The 18,503-nt window shown below is 49.8% G+C and carries 21 protein-coding genes; 15 read left to right on the top strand and 6 right to left on the bottom strand.

Annotated features, from left to right (window positions below; genetic code table 11):
• Window positions 1-17 precede the first annotated feature (17 nt).
• Entirely contained in the window at window positions 18-770 is a 753-nt protein-coding gene (locus tag BM202_RS28290) for a hypothetical protein (RefSeq protein ID WP_093832555.1), read from the top strand.
• Here the strand turns inward: BM202_RS28290 and BM202_RS28285 are convergent.
• Window positions 754-1,812 carry a glycosyltransferase family 9 protein gene (locus BM202_RS28285; RefSeq protein WP_093832553.1) on the bottom strand — a complete coding sequence of 353 codons (1,059 nt, stop codon included), beginning with the start codon at window positions 1,810-1,812 and terminating at the stop codon, window positions 754-756. The two genes, BM202_RS28290 and BM202_RS28285, sit on opposite strands and share 17 nt — an antisense overlap.
• A gap of 6 nt (window positions 1,813-1,818) precedes the next feature.
• Window positions 1,819-2,424 carry a DUF4254 domain-containing protein gene (locus tag BM202_RS28280; protein ID WP_093832551.1) on the bottom strand — a complete coding sequence of 202 codons (606 nt, stop codon included), beginning with the start codon at window positions 2,422-2,424 and terminating at the stop codon, window positions 1,819-1,821.
• 229 nt (window positions 2,425-2,653) lie between these two features.
• Here BM202_RS28280 and BM202_RS28275 point away from each other — a divergent pair, with 229 nt between their 5' ends.
• The gene (locus tag BM202_RS28275; RefSeq protein WP_093832549.1) at window positions 2,654-3,634 is read left to right on the top strand and encodes a GlxA family transcriptional regulator; all 981 of its coding nucleotides are present in this window, start codon (window positions 2,654-2,656) and stop codon (window positions 3,632-3,634) included.
• Window positions 3,631-4,497: a DJ-1/PfpI family protein gene (locus BM202_RS28270; RefSeq protein WP_245776815.1), complete on the top strand. Its 867-nt coding sequence runs from the start codon at window positions 3,631-3,633 to the stop codon at window positions 4,495-4,497. Before BM202_RS28275 ends, BM202_RS28270 begins: the two co-directional genes overlap by 4 nt.
• Window positions 4,498-4,582: 85 nt before the next feature.
• Here BM202_RS28270 and BM202_RS28265 read toward each other — a convergent pair whose 3' ends face one another.
• On the bottom strand, window positions 4,583-5,548 hold the full coding sequence (locus BM202_RS28265; protein WP_093832547.1) for a nitrilase family protein: 966 nt from the start codon (window positions 5,546-5,548) through the stop codon (window positions 4,583-4,585).
• Window positions 5,549-5,715: 167 nt separating this feature from the next.
• Window positions 5,716-6,909, bottom strand: coding sequence for a molybdopterin molybdotransferase MoeA (locus BM202_RS28260; RefSeq protein ID WP_093832545.1), 1,194 nt, complete (start codon window positions 6,907-6,909; stop codon window positions 5,716-5,718).
• A gap of 95 nt (window positions 6,910-7,004) precedes the next feature.
• On the opposite strand from BM202_RS28260, the gene moaC reads away from it, so the two are divergent.
• From moaC to kdsB, 11 genes are all read left to right on the top strand, one after another.
• On the top strand, window positions 7,005-7,478 hold the full coding sequence (gene moaC, locus BM202_RS28255; protein ID WP_093832543.1) for a cyclic pyranopterin monophosphate synthase MoaC: 474 nt from the start codon (window positions 7,005-7,007) through the stop codon (window positions 7,476-7,478).
• A gap of 1 nt (window position 7,479) precedes the next feature.
• The gene (locus tag BM202_RS28250) at window positions 7,480-8,103 is read left to right on the top strand and encodes an NTP transferase domain-containing protein (protein WP_245776814.1); all 624 of its coding nucleotides are present in this window, start codon (window positions 7,480-7,482) and stop codon (window positions 8,101-8,103) included.
• A 29-nt stretch (window positions 8,104-8,132) separates the two neighbouring features.
• Window positions 8,133-8,741, top strand: coding sequence for a DUF6992 family protein (locus tag BM202_RS28245; protein ID WP_093832541.1), 609 nt, complete (start codon window positions 8,133-8,135; stop codon window positions 8,739-8,741).
• 90 nt (window positions 8,742-8,831) lie between these two features.
• Entirely contained in the window at window positions 8,832-9,617 is a 786-nt protein-coding gene (locus BM202_RS28240; RefSeq protein WP_093832539.1) for a hypothetical protein, read from the top strand.
• Window positions 9,618-9,629: 12 nt separating this feature from the next.
• Window positions 9,630-10,106 (top strand): nucleoside deaminase, encoded by a 477-nt coding sequence (locus BM202_RS28235; RefSeq protein ID WP_093832537.1) that lies wholly within the window; start codon window positions 9,630-9,632, stop codon window positions 10,104-10,106.
• A gap of 162 nt (window positions 10,107-10,268) precedes the next feature.
• A complete protein-coding gene (locus tag BM202_RS28230; protein ID WP_245776813.1) occupies window positions 10,269-11,474 on the top strand; it encodes a DegT/DnrJ/EryC1/StrS family aminotransferase in 1,206 nt (401 codons plus the stop codon).
• A gap of 52 nt (window positions 11,475-11,526) precedes the next feature.
• Window positions 11,527-12,630 carry an iron-containing alcohol dehydrogenase family protein gene (locus BM202_RS28225; RefSeq protein ID WP_093832533.1) on the top strand — a complete coding sequence of 368 codons (1,104 nt, stop codon included), beginning with the start codon at window positions 11,527-11,529 and terminating at the stop codon, window positions 12,628-12,630.
• 28 nt (window positions 12,631-12,658) lie between these two features.
• On the top strand, window positions 12,659-13,162 hold the full coding sequence (gene lspA / locus BM202_RS28220) for a signal peptidase II (protein WP_093832531.1): 504 nt from the start codon (window positions 12,659-12,661) through the stop codon (window positions 13,160-13,162).
• Window positions 13,163-13,175: 13 nt separating this feature from the next.
• Window positions 13,176-14,027, top strand: coding sequence for a 3-deoxy-8-phosphooctulonate synthase (gene kdsA, locus BM202_RS28215; protein ID WP_093832529.1), 852 nt, complete (start codon window positions 13,176-13,178; stop codon window positions 14,025-14,027).
• 86 nt (window positions 14,028-14,113) lie between these two features.
• Complete coding sequence (locus BM202_RS28210) at window positions 14,114-14,809, top strand: phosphatase (RefSeq protein ID WP_093832527.1); 696 nt, start codon at window positions 14,114-14,116, stop codon at window positions 14,807-14,809.
• Window positions 14,810-14,921: 112 nt separating this feature from the next.
• Window positions 14,922-15,677, top strand: a complete 756-nt coding sequence (gene kdsB / locus BM202_RS28205; RefSeq protein ID WP_093832525.1) for a 3-deoxy-manno-octulosonate cytidylyltransferase — start codon at window positions 14,922-14,924, stop codon at window positions 15,675-15,677.
• Here kdsB and BM202_RS28200 read toward each other — a convergent pair.
• Window positions 15,625-16,830, bottom strand: a complete 1,206-nt coding sequence (locus tag BM202_RS28200) for a glycosyltransferase family 87 protein (protein WP_245776812.1) — start codon at window positions 16,828-16,830, stop codon at window positions 15,625-15,627. The genes kdsB and BM202_RS28200 overlap by 53 nt on opposite strands.
• Window positions 16,831-16,906: 76 nt before the next feature.
• Between BM202_RS28200 and BM202_RS28195 the strand changes: the two genes are divergently transcribed.
• Complete coding sequence (locus BM202_RS28195; protein WP_093832523.1) at window positions 16,907-17,569, top strand: thiamine diphosphokinase; 663 nt, start codon at window positions 16,907-16,909, stop codon at window positions 17,567-17,569.
• A gap of 99 nt (window positions 17,570-17,668) precedes the next feature.
• On the opposite strand, the gene BM202_RS28190 is transcribed toward BM202_RS28195, so the two are convergent.
• Window positions 17,669-18,442 (bottom strand): NYN domain-containing protein, encoded by a 774-nt coding sequence (locus tag BM202_RS28190; protein ID WP_093832521.1) that lies wholly within the window; start codon window positions 18,440-18,442, stop codon window positions 17,669-17,671.
• Between the last annotated feature and the right edge of the window lie 61 nt (window positions 18,443-18,503).

Raw genomic sequence — 18,503 nt, 5'->3', positions numbered from 1 at the left:
CAATTGTACGCACACGAATGAATCTTCTTCTTATTAAAGTAACTATCATACCGGCCGTTATTGCGTTAGTGACACTGGCGATTCGGAAGTGGGGAAATAAAATAGGAGGATTGATTGGCAGTATGCCGTGGACAGCCGGGCCTATTCTCCTGTTTTTCATTCTTGAACAGGGCAAGGAATTCGGTATCCATTCGATTCAGGGGGTGATGACGGGCATTCTGGCGTTGATCAGTTTTTGCCTTAGCTACTCGGCCTTTTCGCGAAAACTATCCTGGTTGCCTACTCTCCTGCTGGCGTATGTGATTTACACCATCACCGCCCTGCTCTTCAATTATTTACAGCTGGATTTGTTGGTGAGTTATCCGCTTGTAATAGTTAGTGTCTTACTGGCGCTGCGGTTTTTTCCTAAACCGACCGGGCAAGTAACTGGCACCCGACGCTTACCGTTCGACATTCCCATTCGGATGACGGTTGCGACTGTATTTGTGCTGGTCATCACTGGATTAGCCAGCGTGCTTGGGCCAAACTGGAGTGGTATTTTAACGCCCTTTCCTATTATGACGTCCGTGCTGGCCATTTTTTCGCATACCCTTCAGGGAAGTAATGCCGCCATCACAACGCTACGTGGGCTGGTTATTGGGTTGCTGGGGTTCACTACGTTTCTGTTTTTGCAAGCCTTTTTACTTCCTGAATTTTCGGTGGCTCTGTCGTTTGGGCTGGCCTTCATCGTGAACACGTTCATTAACGTAGTCGCTAGTCGCGTGTGGTAAGCATCCGTTGAACACGCCTGGCAACTGCTTCCACCGAAATGTCATTCAGGCAGGCCAGATCACCCCGCCAGCAGGGTTTATTTCCGAATACCGAACAGGGGCGGCAGGTTAATACGTCGGTGGGAATTTGTAGGATAGCCTCCTCACCTTGCCCCCACGGACCGAAGCCTGCGTCGGGGTGAGTGGCTCCCCAGATGGAAAGCACCGGTACATCGCTCAAGGCGGCCAGGTGCATATTCCCCGAATCCATACACAGCATACCGCTTAGTCGGCGTATCAGAGCCAGTTCAGCCGCCATCGAAAGCTGCCCGGCTACACGTATTGCCTGCGGAAATTGTTGACGTAGTGTCTCAAGCTGATCAATTTCCGATGGGCCACCGCCGAAGAGGAAAATCGTAAGGGGTTGCTGGGCATACAGTTGCTCAAGCAGTGGAGCAAACCGATCGAACGGCCACATTTTCTGCAGATGTTGCGCAAACGGAGCAATGCCGAGCCAGGGCGTATCGGCGGGAATTGATTGTCGGCTCAGAAACGTAGTAAGCTCGTCTTCGGCAGACGTAAACGGTGGAAATTGAAACGGATGATCGGGCTGGAGTATAAATCCTGCTTCGTCAAATACCCGGGCGTAGCGCTCAACAGAATGCGGCAACTGGCGCCGAATTTTATGCTCCTTTCGGGTCAGCTCTTTTTTATCCGATCTGCCTTTGTCAATCGTTACCGACGGTACGCCAACTAACCGAAATAAGCTTTTTAGAACGCCCGACCGAAGATTCTGATGGGCATCAAGAACTACCTCAAATGGGCCTAACTGCCGAAGTTCGCCAAACAGACGTAGCAAGCCGCCAAATCCCTTGTGTTGTCCCTCGAAATCAGCACCAATGATGCGGACGTTAGGGAATTGTTCGAAAAAAACGGCGAATTTCTGCCGCGTCACCAGCGTAATGCTCCGGTCAGGATAACGTATCGTGAATGCCTGAACTACAGGCGTCAGCAGGGCCACATCGCCCATGGCCGAAAATCGGAGAAGAAGCAGTTGCTTCATACTTGACTATTCCTGACTGCTGTAAAGCACCGGGTTGAGCGTGGGATCGTTATACATTTTCATTTGCCGGTACACCTTCATGTATCGGTCGCCGTTGCGGATATCTTCCAGCAGTTCATCAAAGCAGCGGGCCAGATCGCTTTCCTGTTCAACCAGCACCTCGAGTTTTTGTACTGCTTTCTGGCGGTGTTCGTCCGAAACCGAAGGCCGGTCAACCTGCTCGCGAAAATGGTAGAGCTTAAGTTGCAAAATCGACATCCGGTCGAGGAGCCAGGCGGGCGTTTCGGAATTCATCCGGGCCGCTGGCTTAGGCGTAATTCCCTGGAATTGCGCCGAGAACCAGGCATCTATCTGCTCTACCGTATCAGTCCGGTCCTGATTCGATTGGTCAATCCGGCGCTTAATCGCAACCAGCTCATCGGGACGAATGGTTGGGCTGCGGATGATATCTTCCAGATGCCACTGAACCGTATCGGTCCAGTTTTTCTGGTACAGTAGAAAGGCAATGTCGCTGGGCGAAAATGGATTTTTAATGGACGTGTCGACGTGATCGGTCAGGTGATAATCCTGAATACTCTGACGAAATAAGTCGTTGGCAAACGTGGCGTTCATAAGCAATTAATCGACTACAAAGATAGACGTTTTCGCTGGTAATGCCGGATGACGCAGCAGATCGCGTATCGAACAGGTATTTCACCTAGCATGTATCGTTACAGGCATTCGATCAAAACGGCTACGTAGTAGAGAAAATGATGGTTTAGAAGATGGCCCAAAATGTCCGGCGATTGGCTGCCTGAGGATAAAAATACCCCGTACTTTTACGAACTAGCTCAGCCATCCGATGTCGCGCGTTGTACAGGTTGTTTTCGTTGTGCCGCCCTGGGTCCATGTGCTGGACCTGACAGGCCCTGTTCAGGTTTTTTACGAAGCCAGAGAGTACGGAGCTTCGTATCAACTGACGTATTGCTCTTTCCAACAGCCTGTTACCAGTTCGGCAGGTTTGGGTTTTGGATCGGTATTGCCTTTTGAGTCCGTTTCGACGCAACCCGGCGACTATATTTTTCTGCCCGGTATGGACATGGAGTATATCCGTTCGGCCCAGTTCAGAGAGGAGGGAAGCGCTTTTTTCGACTGGCTCCGGCGTCAGCATGAGCAGGGTGTTTATTTATGCTCGGTTTGTACGGGAGCGTTTACGCTGGCTCAGGCTGGATTGCTCGATGGCCGGAAATGCACGACGCATTGGAAGCGGTTAGACGAATTGCAAACGAACTATCCGCAACTGAATACGCAACCCGAGAAGCTGTTTGTGAAGGATAACGGCATTTATACCAGTGCGGGCGTAACGGCGGGCATTGATCTGGCACTGGCCATCCTGGAAGAGCAACAGGGCCCGTTATTCACCACCCAGGTCGCCCGCGAATTGGTCGTTTATTTCCGGCGCGGTGAATCGCATTCGCAGAAGAGTGTTTACCTGGATTACCGGAACCACATGAATGTAGCGATTCATCAGTTACAGGATTGGCTGATTGCGAATCTGGCTGAAAAAACGACTCTTGGCCAACTAGCCGAAATCGCCAGCATGAGTATCCGTAACCTGACCCGAACGTTTCGCAAAGAAACGGGTACAACCATCAATGCCTACACAACCCTGCTTCGGCTCGAATTGGCCCGAACCTTGATCAATAATCCAGGCATAACGATGGACGCGATTGCGGCCAAATGTGGTTTTCAGGACGCCCGGCAATTACGCCGTATCTGGCAAAAATCAGATGCTACTACGTCTGCTCGACATTCATTTTCCTCTTTACGAATCTCCTTATGAACACACTTATTTATTCCGTCCGATCGCTGGTCCTGGCCTTTCTATTCATTTCCTTTTCCGGGCTGACTAACGCCCAAAAACGGGCAAAAGTGAGTGAGGTAATGGCTTATTACTGTGCGCCTTGTGGCAGTGCGTGCGATCTGGAGCGGCACAATGCGCCCGGTCTGTGCAAACATTGCGGTATGACCCTTGTCAAACGTAGTGTCGTCCTGATGGATTCGATTCGTGGGAAACAGAAAACCTCGCAGAAACGTAACGTAGCGATTTTTATTCATAACGGGGTCGAAGTGCTGGATTTCTCGGGACCAAGTGAAGTATTTGCTTCGACGGAAGGCTTTAATGTCTACACCGTTTCGCTCACGAAAGAGCCCATCATCAGCCAGGGCTTCATCAAAATTGTGCCGAACTACAGCCTTACGGATTGCCCAAAGCCGGATATTGTTGTGCTACCGGGTGGTCAAACGGGCCCTTTTCTGGAAAATAAACCACTCATTAACTGGATAAAAGCCTCCGCTGAGCGGGCAGAAATCATGTTGTCGGTTTGCACCGGAGCTGGTCTACTGGCCAGAGCTGGCCTATTGGATGGCAAGCAGGCCACTACGTTCCATAACTACATTGATGCCTTGCAAAAAGCCACGCCCAACGCTAAAATTTTGCGGAATACCCGGTTTGTCGATAATGGTCAAATCATTACCACGGCGGGCGTCTCGGCCGGCATTGATGGGGCGCTACACGTAGTGGCCAAACTTAAAGGGATTGACGTTGCGACGCAAACTGCCCGCTACATGGAGTATGACAAATGGAAGCCGAACGAAGGATTAGTGGTTGAACCGGCTGGTAAATCGTCGGCAACGCGCAACTGACTTCCAGGGTTTTAGTCAAGCCTGGTACCACGGTTTTGTTTCGATAGTGTGGCAACCGTGGCACTGGCATTCCGAAAATTCTGACTTATTGGTTTTCCGTTTCCGGGGGATTCATCCAAACGACGCTTTGGTTGGACGCATGTTCCTGGCTGATGATATCGCCGTACAAGTCGGGACGCCGGGCGTTGCGGTAGCGATAACCACCCGCCTGACGGAGTTTTTCGGGATTGCAGATTGCCGTAACGACCTCATTGCCTAGCTGTCGGCATTCCGCAATGACGTCGCCAAAAGGATCAATAATCATGGAACAGCCGTTTTTTAATTGGTCATCATCCATGCCAATCGGATTGGAGAAGACCACATAAATACCATTATCGTAGGCCCGGGCCGGTAACCATTTCATTAACCAGGCCCGGCCTTTCATTCCGTCGAATTCCAGCCGTAATGACGTTGGATCGTTCTCCCGATTTGTCCATAAGGCCGGATCGGCAAAACCCGCGCCCGGCCGGGTAGAGGGCGTTAGCATCGTTACGTGGGGCATGAAAATAAGGTCGGCTCCCAGCAGTGCCGTGGCCCGCACATTTTCGATGATGTTATTGTCGTAGCAGATTAAGATGCCACATTTCCAGCCGTATAAATCAAAAACCACGTATTGATCACCGGGTAACAGATGTGAGTTGATGAACGGATGCAGTTTTCGATACTTGGCGACCAGTCCATTTTTGTCAACGCATACGTACGCTTTGAATAGCTGGTCCTGGGCGTCTTTTTCAAATAATCCAGCCAGCACGACGATATTGTTGTCGCGGGCAATCTCAGTTAATGCCCGGATACTGTCGCCGTCGGGAATGTATTCCGCCAGATCCAGCAATTGTTCTTTCGACAAATGGCGGGCAAACGTATAGCCCGTTACCGAGCATTCGTGGAAAGCAACAACCTGCGCACCTTGCTGAGCGGCCTGCGCCGACAGCTTTCGGATCATGCCCAAATTGTAATTTTTATCGCCACTTGCGTTTTCAAACTGGGCAGTCGCTACACGAAGAGTCTCCATAATACGTCGTTTTAAACACTATTTTGGTTTAAAGGACCCCAAATGTAGAAAACCTAAAAATAGGGTCAATCGACAACTAATCAAACGGTATGTAGTAAACAGAGCGGCCCGGAGTACACAATGGTGCATTCTCTCTGTGTACTGCGTACCGCTCTGTTAAAAAAAAACTATTCTGTCAACCACACCTGAAAACTGTCACCTTCACCAAATTCTGAGCGCTCGGCGGGTAGTTCCATAAACGCGTTGGCTTCCAGCAAATTGGCGAAATCGGCCGAGCCAGAGCCTGGCAACGGGTGAGCCCATGTTCGACCGTCGGGGTCGGATGTGAGTCGCACGGGCAGGAAGTAGGTAAGAGCAGGTTTAAAAACCACCGGCTTTGCCAGTTGCGCGTAATGAACGGGTGCGGGTGGTAGCCCCAGCGACGCCCGCAGATAAGGTAGCACGTAGCGGTACCCACAAAGTATGGTCGAGACTGGATTGCCGGGTAACCCAAAAACCGTTTTACTGGATGCCGTTCCAAACCAAAGCGGTTTTCCCGGTTTCTGCTCGATTTTATGAAATTGCTTTTGAACCCCTATTCGGGCCAGTACGTCCGGCACAAAATCGGCTTTCCCGGCCGAAACCCCTCCACTCAGAATCAGTACGTCGTTTTCGGCAAGTAATTCCGCCAACTGCTTGGCTAAAATGGCTTCATCATCAACGATATGGTGCAATGTAGCCTGAATGCCTAATGACGTCAGCGCGGCCCGAAGCATATACGTATTTGACCGCCGAATCTGGTAAGGCAGTGGCGTTTCGGCAACATCCACCAATTCGTCGCCGGTAGAAATGAGCGCTACGCGCGGAAGTTTCGTTACCGATACGGTCGCTTGCCCAACTGAAGCGGCTACGGCAATAGCCGATGGACTAAGCAACGTACCGACAGGCAACAGTTCATCACCCAACCGACGGTCGGTGGCCCGGGCGTGAATGTGTTGCCCCTGTTCAACATCTTCAATCGTGATAGTGGCCTGACCCGATGAAATTGTTACGTCCTCATACCGAATGACCGTATCAACGCCACGGGGAAGCATGGCGCCGGTCATCACTTCCAGGCAGGCGGCTGCATCGGTCAGGGTTAGTTGAGCTTTCCCCGCAAATTGTTGACCAGCCAGTGGAAACGTTCGCTGCCCGGCGGCATAGGCCGAAAATTGAATACCAATGCCATCCATCGCCACACGATTGAAGGGCGGGAAATCGCGGTCAGCATGGACTGCCTCACGCAGAACGCGCCCGAGTGCGTCATGGAGTGAAATCGTTTCAACAGCTAAGGTCAGCAGGTGCTGCTGAGTAATGGCGAATGCATCGGAAACGGAAAGCATGGGAAAATGATGAATTATGAATTATAAATGATGAATTTTGGCCCCTGAGCGCAATCTATTCATCATTCATCATTTATAATTCATAATTCATTCAAATGAGCTCTTTTTCTCACCTCAACGCCGAAGGAAATCCCGCGATGGTCGACGTGGGTGCCAAAACCGTTACGCGCCGGACGGCCCGCGCCCAGAGCGTAGTGGCGCTGGGTCCCGATATTATGCAGCACCTGACCGGACAGGATATTGTTACGAAGAAAGGCCAGGTGTTTCAAACGGCGATTATTGCCGGAACAATGGCAGCTAAGCGTACCGACGACCTGATTCCGCTTTGTCACTCGCTTGGCTTGGATAATTGCCAGATTACCATCACCACCGAAGGCACAGATGCCATTGTCAATTGCCTGGTTTCGACCGAAGGAAAAACGGGTGTCGAAATGGAAGCGCTGGTTGGGGCGTCGGTGGCCGCATTGACGATCTATGATATGTGCAAAGCCTTTTCGCACGACATTATTATTCAGGAAACCAAACTAATGGAGAAAACGGGTGGCAAACGGGATTTCAAGCGAGCGTAACGTGGCCATCCTATCCGCCAGTTTGGGTGACAGTGGACAGGATGTCCGTGCTACACTCAACGGCTTAGTGCTGATTGGGGGACGTAGCACCCGGATGGGACAGGATAAATCGCAACTGGTGTATTATAAGAAACCCCAGCGTGAACACCTGACCGATTTACTACGTCCCTATTGTGACACTGTTTACTGGTCGATGAACCCGGAGCAGGCACGTAACGAATCATCGACCAGCCGGCCCATTGTTATTGATACCTACGACTGGCCGGGACCGATGAATGGTATTTTGTCGGCATTTCAACAACATCCGGAAACTGCCTGGCTGGTCGTCGCCTGCGATATGCCGCTGTTAAGTACGCGTTCGCTCGATGCGCTCGTTAAGGGACGTAATCCAGCAAAATTGGCGACTGCTTTTTATGATTCGGACGGACGTTTTCCTGAACCACTGCTGTGTATTTGGGAAGCTTCAAGCAAACTGATTATCGAAAAAGCTATTGCGGTTGGACAATGGTCACCGCGCAAGTTTCTGATGATGAATGACACTCACTTACTCACGGCTCCCGACATTCGCGAACTGTTGAATGTAAACGATCCGGCAGCGCTGGCCGCTCTGAAACAACGTAGTTAATTACCGGGTTCATACCGAAATCGCATCGCATGAATTCACTCCGACATCTTCTGTTTGCAGCTAGCTCGGTGTTACTCGGTAGTACCGCAACGGCCCAACGTAGCACACTGTCTACAGAACTAAAAACATTTAGTGAGCAACGCATCAAACACCAGAAAACACTGGGGCTAACCCTCGGCAGTTTTGCCCTGGCGAACATTGCTGTTGGTGCTGTTGCGGCCGGACAGACATCGGGCGAGACGAAGTACTTTCATAAGATGAACGTGTACTGGAACCTGGTCAATCTTGGTATCGCCGGGGCCGGACTGCTAGGTTCCCGGAAACGAAACGCGAATAGCGAAACGCTGGCCGATGCTGTGCGGCAACACGAAAACATGAAGCAGATTTTGCTGATCAATGCGGGTCTGGACGTAGCCTACGTAGTGGGCGGAGCGTATCTGCGCGAGCGGGCCGAATCTCACCCCGACAAGGCCGATCAACTTCGGGGTTATGGTAAATCCATTATGGCGCAGGGCGGCTTTCTGCTGGCCTTTGATCTGGTTAACTATTTCATTTTTAAAAACCGGGGTGACAAACAGGAGCGTCTATTACTCTCGGCAGGCCAAAACGGGTTAGGTATTGTCCTGCCAATCCGGTAAGTAGAAGCGAAACGTTGGCTGAACTAATCCAAATGCAGCGTTGTTCCGCGATAATTTACTAATCGCACCGGTGACACGGCGTAACGACCAATGCAACCTCATTTAAAGCCCTTTCAATTATTCATTACAAAAGCTATTGAGCACATTGAGCAAGACCCTGATACGGTTGGTTTAGCGGCTGGTGGCTCATGGGCATCCGGCGAAGTAGATGCTTATTCTGACCTTGATCTGGTGCTGGTTACGAATCGAAAAATAGCGCCTGATCTGTCTCTGATGCAGGAATACGCAGCTGGATTAGGGTTGATGCTGGCGTCCTTTCGGGGCGATCATGTGGGTGAGCCTCGCCTGTTGATCGCTCTCTTTGAATCGTCATTATTGCATGTTGATATCAAGTTTTTAACGCCGGATGAATTCTACGATCGGGTTGAAGATCCAATTGTTCTGTGGGAGCGGGAGCAAACATTGACGAACATTATTCAGCAGTCATCGGCCCACTACCCTCCCTTCGATTTTCAATGGACCGAAGACCGTTTCTGGATTTGGGCACATTACGCGGCCCTCAAAGTTGGTCGGGGTGAGTATTTCGAAGCCATTGATTTTCTGGCTTTTGTGCGAAACGCCGTGCTTGGCCCAATGCTACATCTCAAGAATTCGAGTTTACCTCGGGGCGTTCGTCGGGCAGAAACTACCTTTGGCGTGGCTGAACTTTCGCAACTGCGCAGGACCGTAGCGATGCCCGAACGGGATGTGCTGGTGAGTAGTTTGTGGGAAGTGATGTATCTCTACGAATCCCTGCGCGATGCACTGGCTCCGGCCACCTTTCAGAAAAACAGTGCCGCTCAGTTGGCCGTTACACGATATGTAGCCGCTCTTTAATACAAAGCCAGAATGACAGATCAGGATGAATATTTTTTGCGGGAGGCTATCGAATTAGCCCGGACAGGCATGATAAATGGACAGGGTGGTCCGTTCGGTGCCGTCATTGTTCGCAATGGAGAAATTGTAGGTCGGGGATGCAACCAGGTCACGTCAACCAATGACCCGACGGCACACGCCGAAGTCGTCGCAATTCGCGATGCCTGCCAAAATATGGGTACGTTCCAGTTAGAAGATTGCACACTATACGCATCCTGCGAACCCTGCCCTATGTGTTTAGGGGCGATTTACTGGGCGCGTCCCAACCGGATTGTCTACGGCGCTTTCCATTCCGATGCCGCCGGCGCCGGTTTCGATGATCAGTTTATTTACGAAGAACTGGATAAACCGCGTGAACAACGACACATTCCCATGCACCAACTGCTACGTAGCGAAGCCGATGCCGTTTTTCAGGAATGGGTTGCGATGGAAAAACGAATTCCGTATTGATAGCGTCTCCTATCCCGGATGGTTTTTTACTGACGCGTAAGGAGATGCAAAGGATTGCCGGTCCGCCGGTGCGGTCTCTACGAAACAAATACCGTACTTTTGTAAAAAAATAACGGTCGCTTAACGAAAACTTCCGAAGCGACTTTCTAAACAGATTACGTCATGCCAGGAATGGAATTTTTTGGAGCGGCCGAGCGCAAGGAAATCAACGATGTGCTTGAGACTGGTATCCTGTTTCGGTACAATCACGAAGCGCAGCGTAACAATATTTACAAAGCTCGTGAGTTTGAGGCTGAGGTTGCCAAAGTAGTTGGCGCTAACTACGCACATGCCGTGTCGAGTGGTTCAACGGCTGTTTTATGTGCGTTGGCTGCCGCCGGAATCGGTGCGGGTGATGAAGTCATCGTTCCCCCGTTTACCTACATCGCTACGGTTGAATCGGTGCTGATGATCGGCGCTTTACCCGTTTTCGCTGATATTGACGAGACACTTTGCCTAAGTGCAGAGGGAATTCGTAAAGTTATTACGCCCAAAACGAAAGCCATTTGTTTAGTGCACATGTGTGGTCAAATGGCCGATATGGACGCGATTATGGACGTAGTGAACGAGCACAATCTGGTGTTGGTCGAAGATGCGGGCCAGGCGATGGGCGCAAGCTACAAAGGCACGTCTACGGGATTGTGGGGTAAAACCGGCGCTTATTCATTCGATTTTTTCAAGATTGCAACGGCGGGCGAAGGCGGCATTATGGTCACTAACGACGAAACTGCCTACAAACACGCCGATTCATACTCTGACCACGGCCACGACCACATCGGTTCCAACCGGGGAATGGAGCAGCATCCGATTCTGGGGTTCAACTACCGGATCAGCGAACTCCATGCAGCCATTGGATTAGTTCAGGCGCGTCGGGTACCCGACATTATCAAGAGTAACAACGCGCACAAAACTCAGCTCATGACCGTGCTGGGACAGGTACCGGGCGTAGCGTTCGCGCAAATTCCCGATGCCAATGGCGATTCTGCTACGTTCCTGAACATACTCATGCCCGATACGGAAACTGCACAACGCACTGTCGCTGAATTAAATGCGGCTGGCGTAGGCGGGTTTAATTACTGGTTCACGAATATGTACCACTTCATTAATCAGTGGGATCATATCAAAGAAATGCGGACGGCTTCAGCGCTGGCCATCGAAAAATTCGGTGCACCGCAGGACTATAAAAACTTGGATATCCCGAATGCACAGGCGACCATAGGACGATTAATTTCGTTCGGTATTCGGGCCACCTGGACAACCGAAGAAGTTGCCATACTGGCTACCAATATCGAAGCCGCCGTTCGCAAAGCAACACTGGTAGAAGCGTAACACTCGTTGCCACAAAAGACCAATTTTTTAGCCAATATGGCTTAACAACAAGATGGTAGCAGCACTAACACAAACCACGCATAAAAATTTCAAAGGGGTCGAGAAGACCGTTTACGGGCGGGGGAGTTTTTCCCAGCTTGACGAAATTCTGGCTCCACGCCGTGCCGACAATGAAGGCTATTTTGTCTTTCTGGTTGATAATTATTTCAAGGGCAAACCGCTCGAAGGTCAGGTTCCGGCTCATGCCGAAGATCTGACGTATTACATCAGCGTTGAAGAGCACGAACCCACAACCGACCAGATTGACCGGCTTCGCGACGAAATTCTGTCCAAAAAAGGTCTTCCGTCGGGTGTCGTAGGCATTGGTGGCGGTAGCATCATGGATATTGCCAAAGCGTTGTCGCTGATGCTGACCAACGAAGGGTCGTCGACGTTGTATCAGGGATTGAATCTGATCAAAAAGCCGGGCGTTTATCACGTGGGCGTACCGACCATTTCGGGAACAGGGGCCGAAGTGTCGATGACGGCTGTACTAACAGGACCGGTAAAAAAACTGGGCCTTAAGTGCGAGTGGACTGTGTTTAACCAGATTGTACTCGATCCAGACCTGATCGCCAGTGTACCGCGCAACTGGTGGTTTTATACCGGCATGGATACGTATATCCACTGCATTGAGTCGGAGAATGGGCGAATGAACAATGCCTATTCGCACGCGTACGCCGAGCAGGCCATGAAGCTTTGCCGCGAAGTGTATCTGGGCGAGAACTCCGGTCAGACAGCGGAGAACGACGACAAACTCATGGTCGCTTCGATGATGGGTGGCTTGAGCCTTACGTATTCTGAAGTGGGTGTTTGTCACGCACTCAGCTACGGCCTGTCGAAGATTCTGGGAACTCGCCATTGTTATGCCAATTGCCTGATCATGAATCACCTTGCCGATTATTATCCGCAGGGAGTGGCTGAATTTAAAGAAATGGTAGCCTATCATCAGATTGATTTACCGAAGGGTTTATCGAAAGAGTGGAGCGACGATACCATTACTCAAATGGCGCACGTCTCGTATAATCTGCCGCATATGTGGTTGCACGCTATCGGCGACAACTGGCAGGAGGTCATCACAATTGATCTGCTGAAAGACTTGTTCCGGCGATTATAACGTAGTGTGTCTATCCGATAATTGACTGATGAAAAATTTAACCAGGGTCCTACTTATTGTCTTCACCGTATCGGTGAACATTGGGTGCGACCAGGTATCCAAGACGATTGTGCGGGAAAAGATTGGTGATGGTGGAAGTATTTGTCTGTTGAACAGTCATCTAACGATTGCCAAGGTCGAAAATACAGGTGCTTTTTTAAGCTTAGGCGATTCATGGCCCCCACTCCTTAAAAGTATACTGCTGCTTGCCCTGCCGCTGATCGCTATCGTTCTGGGTTTTGGGTATCTACTCGTTAAGTTTAATACGCCCCGGCTGTTTGTGGTCGGCGCTTGTTTCATCATCGGTGGAGGCATTGGAAATATTATTGACCGAATGGCTTACGGTTCAGTGACTGACTTTTTACACCTCAGTTTCGGTATTTTCCAGACGGGTATCTTCAACATGGCTGATGTTTCAGTGATGTTGGGAGCCGGACTGATTCTGCTTAATTCCATTCTTCAACGTCAGAAGAATGATAGCCAGGTAATTTAAAAACGACAAAATAATGTCTCAGAAAATCGTTCGCGTTGGCGACATAGAATGTGGGTCAGATGAGTTGTTCCTCATCAGCGGTCCCTGTGTTATTGAAGACGAAAAAATTATGATGACGGTAGCCGAGCAACTCCGCGAAATTCAGGAGCGGGTCGGTATCAAAATCATTTATAAATCATCCTTTCAAAAGGACAATCGCTCTAGCCTGAACTATTACAATGGTCCAGGCATCGACAAGGGTATGAAGATTCTGGCAAAAGTGAAAGAGCAATTCGGCTTCCCACTGCTGACCGATGTTCATTATCCTGACCAGTGTGCGCCCGTTGCCGAAGTAGTGGATGTGCTGCAAATTCCAGCGTATCTGTGTATGCAAACCATGCTGGTCGTAGCCGCTGCCAACACAGGCAAGGTGGTCAATATCAAGCACGGACAGTTTCTGGCGCCGGAAAATATGAAGCACCCGGTCAAGAAAGTTGAAGATTCAGGCAACGATCAGATCATCCTGACGGAGCGTGGTTACACCTTTGGCTACAATGATCTGGTGGTCGATCCCCGTAGTTTCTACCACATGGCCCGTACCAATTATCCAGTGGTTTTCGACGTAACGCACGCCATCCGTAAATACGGTATTCCATCGGCGGATGCCAAAGGTGGAGCCCGTGAATATCTGCCTGTCTTAGCCCGGGCGGGTGTAGCTGCGGGTGTCGATGGCCTGTTTGTAGAAACACATACCTGCCCTTCCGAGGCTCTTTGCGACGCGGCCAGCCAATTGGATATCCGGTATTTAGAGGAATTTCTGAAACCACTTCTCGAACTGCACGCGGTAGAAGTGAAATACCGGAATACATTGCCAGAACTAGCTTAATTAGTGAATGATGAAGAGTGAATAATGGAGAATAACTTCATGATGGTTATTCTCCATTATTCACTCTTCATCATTCACTCTATAAAATGATCGAAAAAACTTTCTCCGCGCTTGGCGGTCAATTTGTTACACCTGTTGATACGTTAACGGAGAAATTGCGCGCTGTACGGGCTATTATTTTTGACTGGGACGGCGTGTTTAACGACGGTATCAAGACCGAAGCCGGCAGTAGTACGTTCAGTGAGGTCGATTCGATGGGTACCAACCTACTCCGGTTTGGCTTGTGGATGCATCACAGTGGTCAACTACCCGCTGCGGCCATCATCACGGGCGTAACAAACGATCTAGCCGAAACGCTGGTTCGTCGGGAGCATTTTCATGCTTACTATTCGCAGGCAAAGCATAAAATTGATGTACTGACGCATTTTCTGGATCAGCAGAATCTACAGCCCCACGAAGTGGCTTTTTTCTTCGACGATGCGCTCGATCTGTCGGTGGCCGAAGTCGCCGGAGTGCGGGTAATGGTCCGTCGGGATGCGAATCCACTGTTCACGAACTACGTAGTGAAAAACGGCCTTGTTGACTACGTGACAGGGAGCCAGAGCGGCCAGTTTGCCGTTCGGGAAAGCTCCGAATTGTTGCTGGGTTTACTGGGTCAATTTGACTCGGTTATGGATGAACGACTCCGCTATCGACCCCTTTACGATCAGTATTATCAGCAACGACAGGCCATCAACCCAACATATTGGGTGGTGGGAGAGAACGGTCCAGAACCTAAATGAATCAACTGATGGCTAACACAGAGATAAGGAGAGAAACACAGAGAAAATATAAAAAAAACTCTGTGAATCTCCGTTTTTCTCTGTGCATCTCTGTGTTAATTTTTTTTTAATCATGATTATCGGAATAATTCCTGCCCGCTACGGATCAACGCGTTTTCCGGGCAAACCACTGGCCGATATTGGCGGTAAGTCCATGATTCAGCGGGTTCTGGAGCAGGCGAATCAGGCAACATCACTGTCGAAAATAGTGGTAGCTACGGACGATGACCGTATTGCTGAGGCTGTTCGGCAATTGGGTGGAGAAGCCATCATGACACGTACTGACCACCCCAGTGGGACTGATCGCTGTTGGGAGGCATACTATCGGTTGGTGGAAGATGGCGAAATAGACGACGACTCATCGAATTATGTAATTAATATTCAGGGTGATGAGCCCTTCCTCGATCCTGCGCAAATTGATGAACTGGCGGCTATCCTGGACGGAACCGTTGAACTGGCTACGCAGATGACGTCCGTCGATTCGGCGGAGCTGTTGCACGATCCCAAGGAAGCTAAAATTACGGTCAATGAGCGGAATGAAGCCCTGTATTTCAGCCGTTCACCCATCCCCTATTTGTGGCGCGTAGACCCTGCCGAGTGGCACAAGCACCATGCTTACCATCGTCATGTTGGTCTTTATGCGTATCGCGCGGATATCCTTGGGAAAATCACGGAATTGCCACCGTCTCCGCTCGAACAGGCGGAATCACTGGAGCAACTTCGCTGGCTCGAAGCGGGCTATCGAATCAAACTTGTTGAGACGAATTACCAAACACCTAGTGTTGACGATCCGGCTGATATTGAGAAGGCATTGCGGAGTCTGCAATAACGGACGGGTTGCTGTTTGACGGTTGCATCCAGATTTGGTACTGTACCCGCGCCCACACCAGCAAACACGGTAGAGCTTTGATATTATACGGCTGGAAAAACTGCTTCTGCACCACTTGTGGGAAAATATCTGTGGGCGAAAGCGACGTAAATACAATGACCAGCGCCAGCAGAATCTGGTCTAGCCGGGTGGGTTCAGAGAGCGTTGTCCACCAAAGCGCTACGCCCGTTACGGCCATTACGTAAGTTGGCGACTCCGCCATCTTGTTGAAGACAATCATAAACAGGAAGAAATACGCGATCATCCGCCGTTGGAACAGCCAGTCTTTCCAGAGGTTAAATCGTAAAAACGGCAGTAAAAACAACGTAGCGCCGATGGCTTCGATGATGCGGTAGTTATCATCGGTTTTGGACATCCCGAACCACGCTTCGGCAATACCCATTACGGATACCTGTAAGCCTAATTTAACCTCAACCACCAACCGGAACCACTCTTCATACTCGGCCATCAGGTGGTCGGGCGAAATCAGTGTCAGGGGGGCAAGGGCGAATAGAACTGTCCACACGATCATGGCCAGGATGAACTGAGGCTTTTTTGGGTAGAAGAGAAAAAAGCCCGCAGCCGCTACGCCGTAGAACTTAATAAATAAGCAAAGCACGAAGAAAAAAGCCGCCTGCCAGACCCGTTCCCGACGTAGAAAATAAAGTCCCAGCAGCATGGACCCCACAATCATGTTGTTGCTTTGCAGGTTTTGCGCAGTGATGAGAGCCTCTAGAATAATGATGAGCAGGGCTACCCGACGCTGCTGAGCGGGGTCTTTTTCGTCGGATAAATAAAACCAGACACCCGCCAGCAGCACGACCGTATTAAGCAGGTTCCACATCGTCATGCCAAACAACACGGGTAAGTAGTAGAACGGCCCCATCAGCCAGGCAAACGTCGGGCTGTATTTGTAGTTGTCGTCATACAGCTCGGGATGCAGGCCGTAAATGCTTTTGTCGAGCAGCAGATTGTGAAACGGCCGCGCAAACATCAGGTAGTTATTGTAGTTGCCAAACCCCAGTAAGTAGTTCTGGAGCGCCACCGCACAGAAAAGAACTACGTATAAACCCACCAAACGAGGGAGTGTTAGAAAGCTGAGAACGCGTTGCAAAACGGAATAAATATTCGTTATAGAGGTACAAAAATAATCAGTATTCACAGGACTTGCCGATTTATCTTTGCTCACTATGTCATCTCATCATATTGTCCGCGATAAACAGGAACCGGCCCTGCTCATTGCCAATGGCGAAGCCTGTCAGCCGGAGCTTCTCGGTCAACTGCTCGAATGGAGCCCGGTTGTCGTCGTGCTCGACAGTGCCATCTGGCGGGTGCTCGATCTGGGCATTAAAATCGACGTATTGCTCGGCGACTTCGACCGCGATCTTGACCTCGACATGATTCGGGCGCAGCAGTATCCGCTGGACATCGTTCACACCCCCGATCAGGATAAGACCGATCTCGACAAAGGTATCGAATACCTCATTGAGCGCGGTTTTCCGGCCGTCAATATTGTGTGGGCAACGGGCCGTCGGGCCGATCACAGCCTGACGAATATGACAAACATTGTCCGGTACAAAGACCAGATACGTATCGTTATGATCGACGATCATTCCAAAATTTTCCCACTCGTCGGGCGATTCGAAAAGTGGTACGAAGCTGGAACGCCCATTTCCCTCATCCCCGTGGGAACAGTGACCGGCTTTACATCGGAAGGGCTAAAGTATAATCTTGAGGATGCTACGTTAAAACTCGGCTACCGAACGAGCAGTAGTAACGAAGCGGCTGAAGATGGCTTCGTACGGATCGAAGCCCAAACCGGCGATCTGCTGATTATGGAGTGCTGGGATTAGGGAAAGCCAGATGGATGAGGGGGTTCCGCATTACCACTCAGTTAAAATACGGCTGTCTCAAAACGTCCACTAGCCTAACAGCATTTATGTAAGATCTACTTATTTTAGCTTTACCAGGGGATGGTTTAGACCATTTACTTCATTCTTGATGACAACATACTTGTCTAAACTCTCAAAAAGTTGGGTAAGGGTTTTAACGCCATACGTTCTCGGGTCGAAACTTGGATCAATTTTCCGGAGCGCTAGACCAACTTTAGAAATATAGGTTCCTCCGTCTTCGTTAGTGGAAATTTCGAAAGCCTTGTCAATATTGCCTAAATCGATCTGCGGAAAATCTTTTTTAGATTCTAGTTTTTTTGACCGCTTGGCAGGCGCTTTTGAGGTCAATTCTTCAGGATGTGTAACATCTGTTGCTTTGGGGATTATCTCCAGTTGCGGGGTTAAATTTTCGGTAAAAGTAAAAACCTCACAAGAGTTCACAAAGGCTATCGGGGTCGTCTGTCGGCCTATGCCCATTACAAATAGTCCTTCTTCTCTAATTCTCTTGGCGAGGCCCGTGTAGTCACTGTCGCTTGAGACGATGCAATACCCATCAACACTGTGGCTATGTAAAATATCCATAGCGTCAATTATAAGGGAACTGTCGGTTGAGTTTTTCCCTGTCGTGTAAGAAAATTTCTGTATTGGACTGATAGAGTATTGATTGATCAGATCTTTCCAACTATTCATTTGTGGAGTTGTCCAATCCCCATAAATTCTCCGTATAGTAGCTTTTCCGTATTTTGATACTTCTTCTATTATCTCCTTAATCAACTTAGCTTGAGCATTATCGCCATCAATTAAAACTGCGATATTAAATTTGACTTCATTCATTGGTTTGGTATTAAGAGTTTCGTAAACAGCCGCCTGGTCTGGGCATGGTAAACATAGGAGA

This window comes from Spirosoma endophyticum, assembly GCF_900112365.1.
In the GTDB taxonomy this organism is placed as follows: domain Bacteria; phylum Bacteroidota; class Bacteroidia; order Cytophagales; family Spirosomataceae; genus Spirosoma; species Spirosoma endophyticum.
This window is presented reverse-complemented; position numbering and strand designations above follow the sequence as displayed.

Bases quoted from the DNA above. Each gene is read 5' to 3' on its own strand.
- BM202_RS28290 (WP_093832555.1), top strand. From the start codon at position 18: ATGAATCTTCTTCTTATTAAAGTAACTATCATACCGGCCGTTATTGCG.
- BM202_RS28285 (WP_093832553.1), bottom strand. From the start codon at position 1,812: ATGAAGCAACTGCTTCTTCTCCGATTTTCGGCCATGGGCGATGTGGCC.
- BM202_RS28280 (WP_093832551.1), bottom strand. From the start codon at position 2,424: ATGAACGCCACGTTTGCCAACGACTTATTTCGTCAGAGTATTCAGGAT.
- BM202_RS28275 (WP_093832549.1), top strand. From the start codon at position 2,654: ATGTCGCGCGTTGTACAGGTTGTTTTCGTTGTGCCGCCCTGGGTCCAT.
- BM202_RS28270 (WP_245776815.1), top strand. From the start codon at position 3,631: ATGAACACACTTATTTATTCCGTCCGATCGCTGGTCCTGGCCTTTCTA.
- BM202_RS28265 (WP_093832547.1), bottom strand. From the start codon at position 5,548: ATGGAGACTCTTCGTGTAGCGACTGCCCAGTTTGAAAACGCAAGTGGC.
- BM202_RS28260 (WP_093832545.1), bottom strand. From the start codon at position 6,909: ATGCTTTCCGTTTCCGATGCATTCGCCATTACTCAGCAGCACCTGCTG.
- moaC (WP_093832543.1), top strand. From the start codon at position 7,005: ATGAGCTCTTTTTCTCACCTCAACGCCGAAGGAAATCCCGCGATGGTC.
- BM202_RS28245 (WP_093832541.1), top strand. From the start codon at position 8,133: ATGAATTCACTCCGACATCTTCTGTTTGCAGCTAGCTCGGTGTTACTC.
- BM202_RS28240 (WP_093832539.1), top strand. From the start codon at position 8,832: ATGCAACCTCATTTAAAGCCCTTTCAATTATTCATTACAAAAGCTATT.
- BM202_RS28235 (WP_093832537.1), top strand. From the start codon at position 9,630: ATGACAGATCAGGATGAATATTTTTTGCGGGAGGCTATCGAATTAGCC.
- BM202_RS28230 (WP_245776813.1), top strand. From the start codon at position 10,269: ATGCCAGGAATGGAATTTTTTGGAGCGGCCGAGCGCAAGGAAATCAAC.
- BM202_RS28225 (WP_093832533.1), top strand. From the start codon at position 11,527: ATGGTAGCAGCACTAACACAAACCACGCATAAAAATTTCAAAGGGGTC.
- lspA (WP_093832531.1), top strand. From the start codon at position 12,659: ATGAAAAATTTAACCAGGGTCCTACTTATTGTCTTCACCGTATCGGTG.
- kdsA (WP_093832529.1), top strand. From the start codon at position 13,176: ATGTCTCAGAAAATCGTTCGCGTTGGCGACATAGAATGTGGGTCAGAT.
- BM202_RS28210 (WP_093832527.1), top strand. From the start codon at position 14,114: ATGATCGAAAAAACTTTCTCCGCGCTTGGCGGTCAATTTGTTACACCT.
- kdsB (WP_093832525.1), top strand. From the start codon at position 14,922: ATGATTATCGGAATAATTCCTGCCCGCTACGGATCAACGCGTTTTCCG.
- BM202_RS28195 (WP_093832523.1), top strand. From the start codon at position 16,907: ATGTCATCTCATCATATTGTCCGCGATAAACAGGAACCGGCCCTGCTC.
- BM202_RS28190 (WP_093832521.1), bottom strand. From the start codon at position 18,442: ATGAATGAAGTCAAATTTAATATCGCAGTTTTAATTGATGGCGATAAT.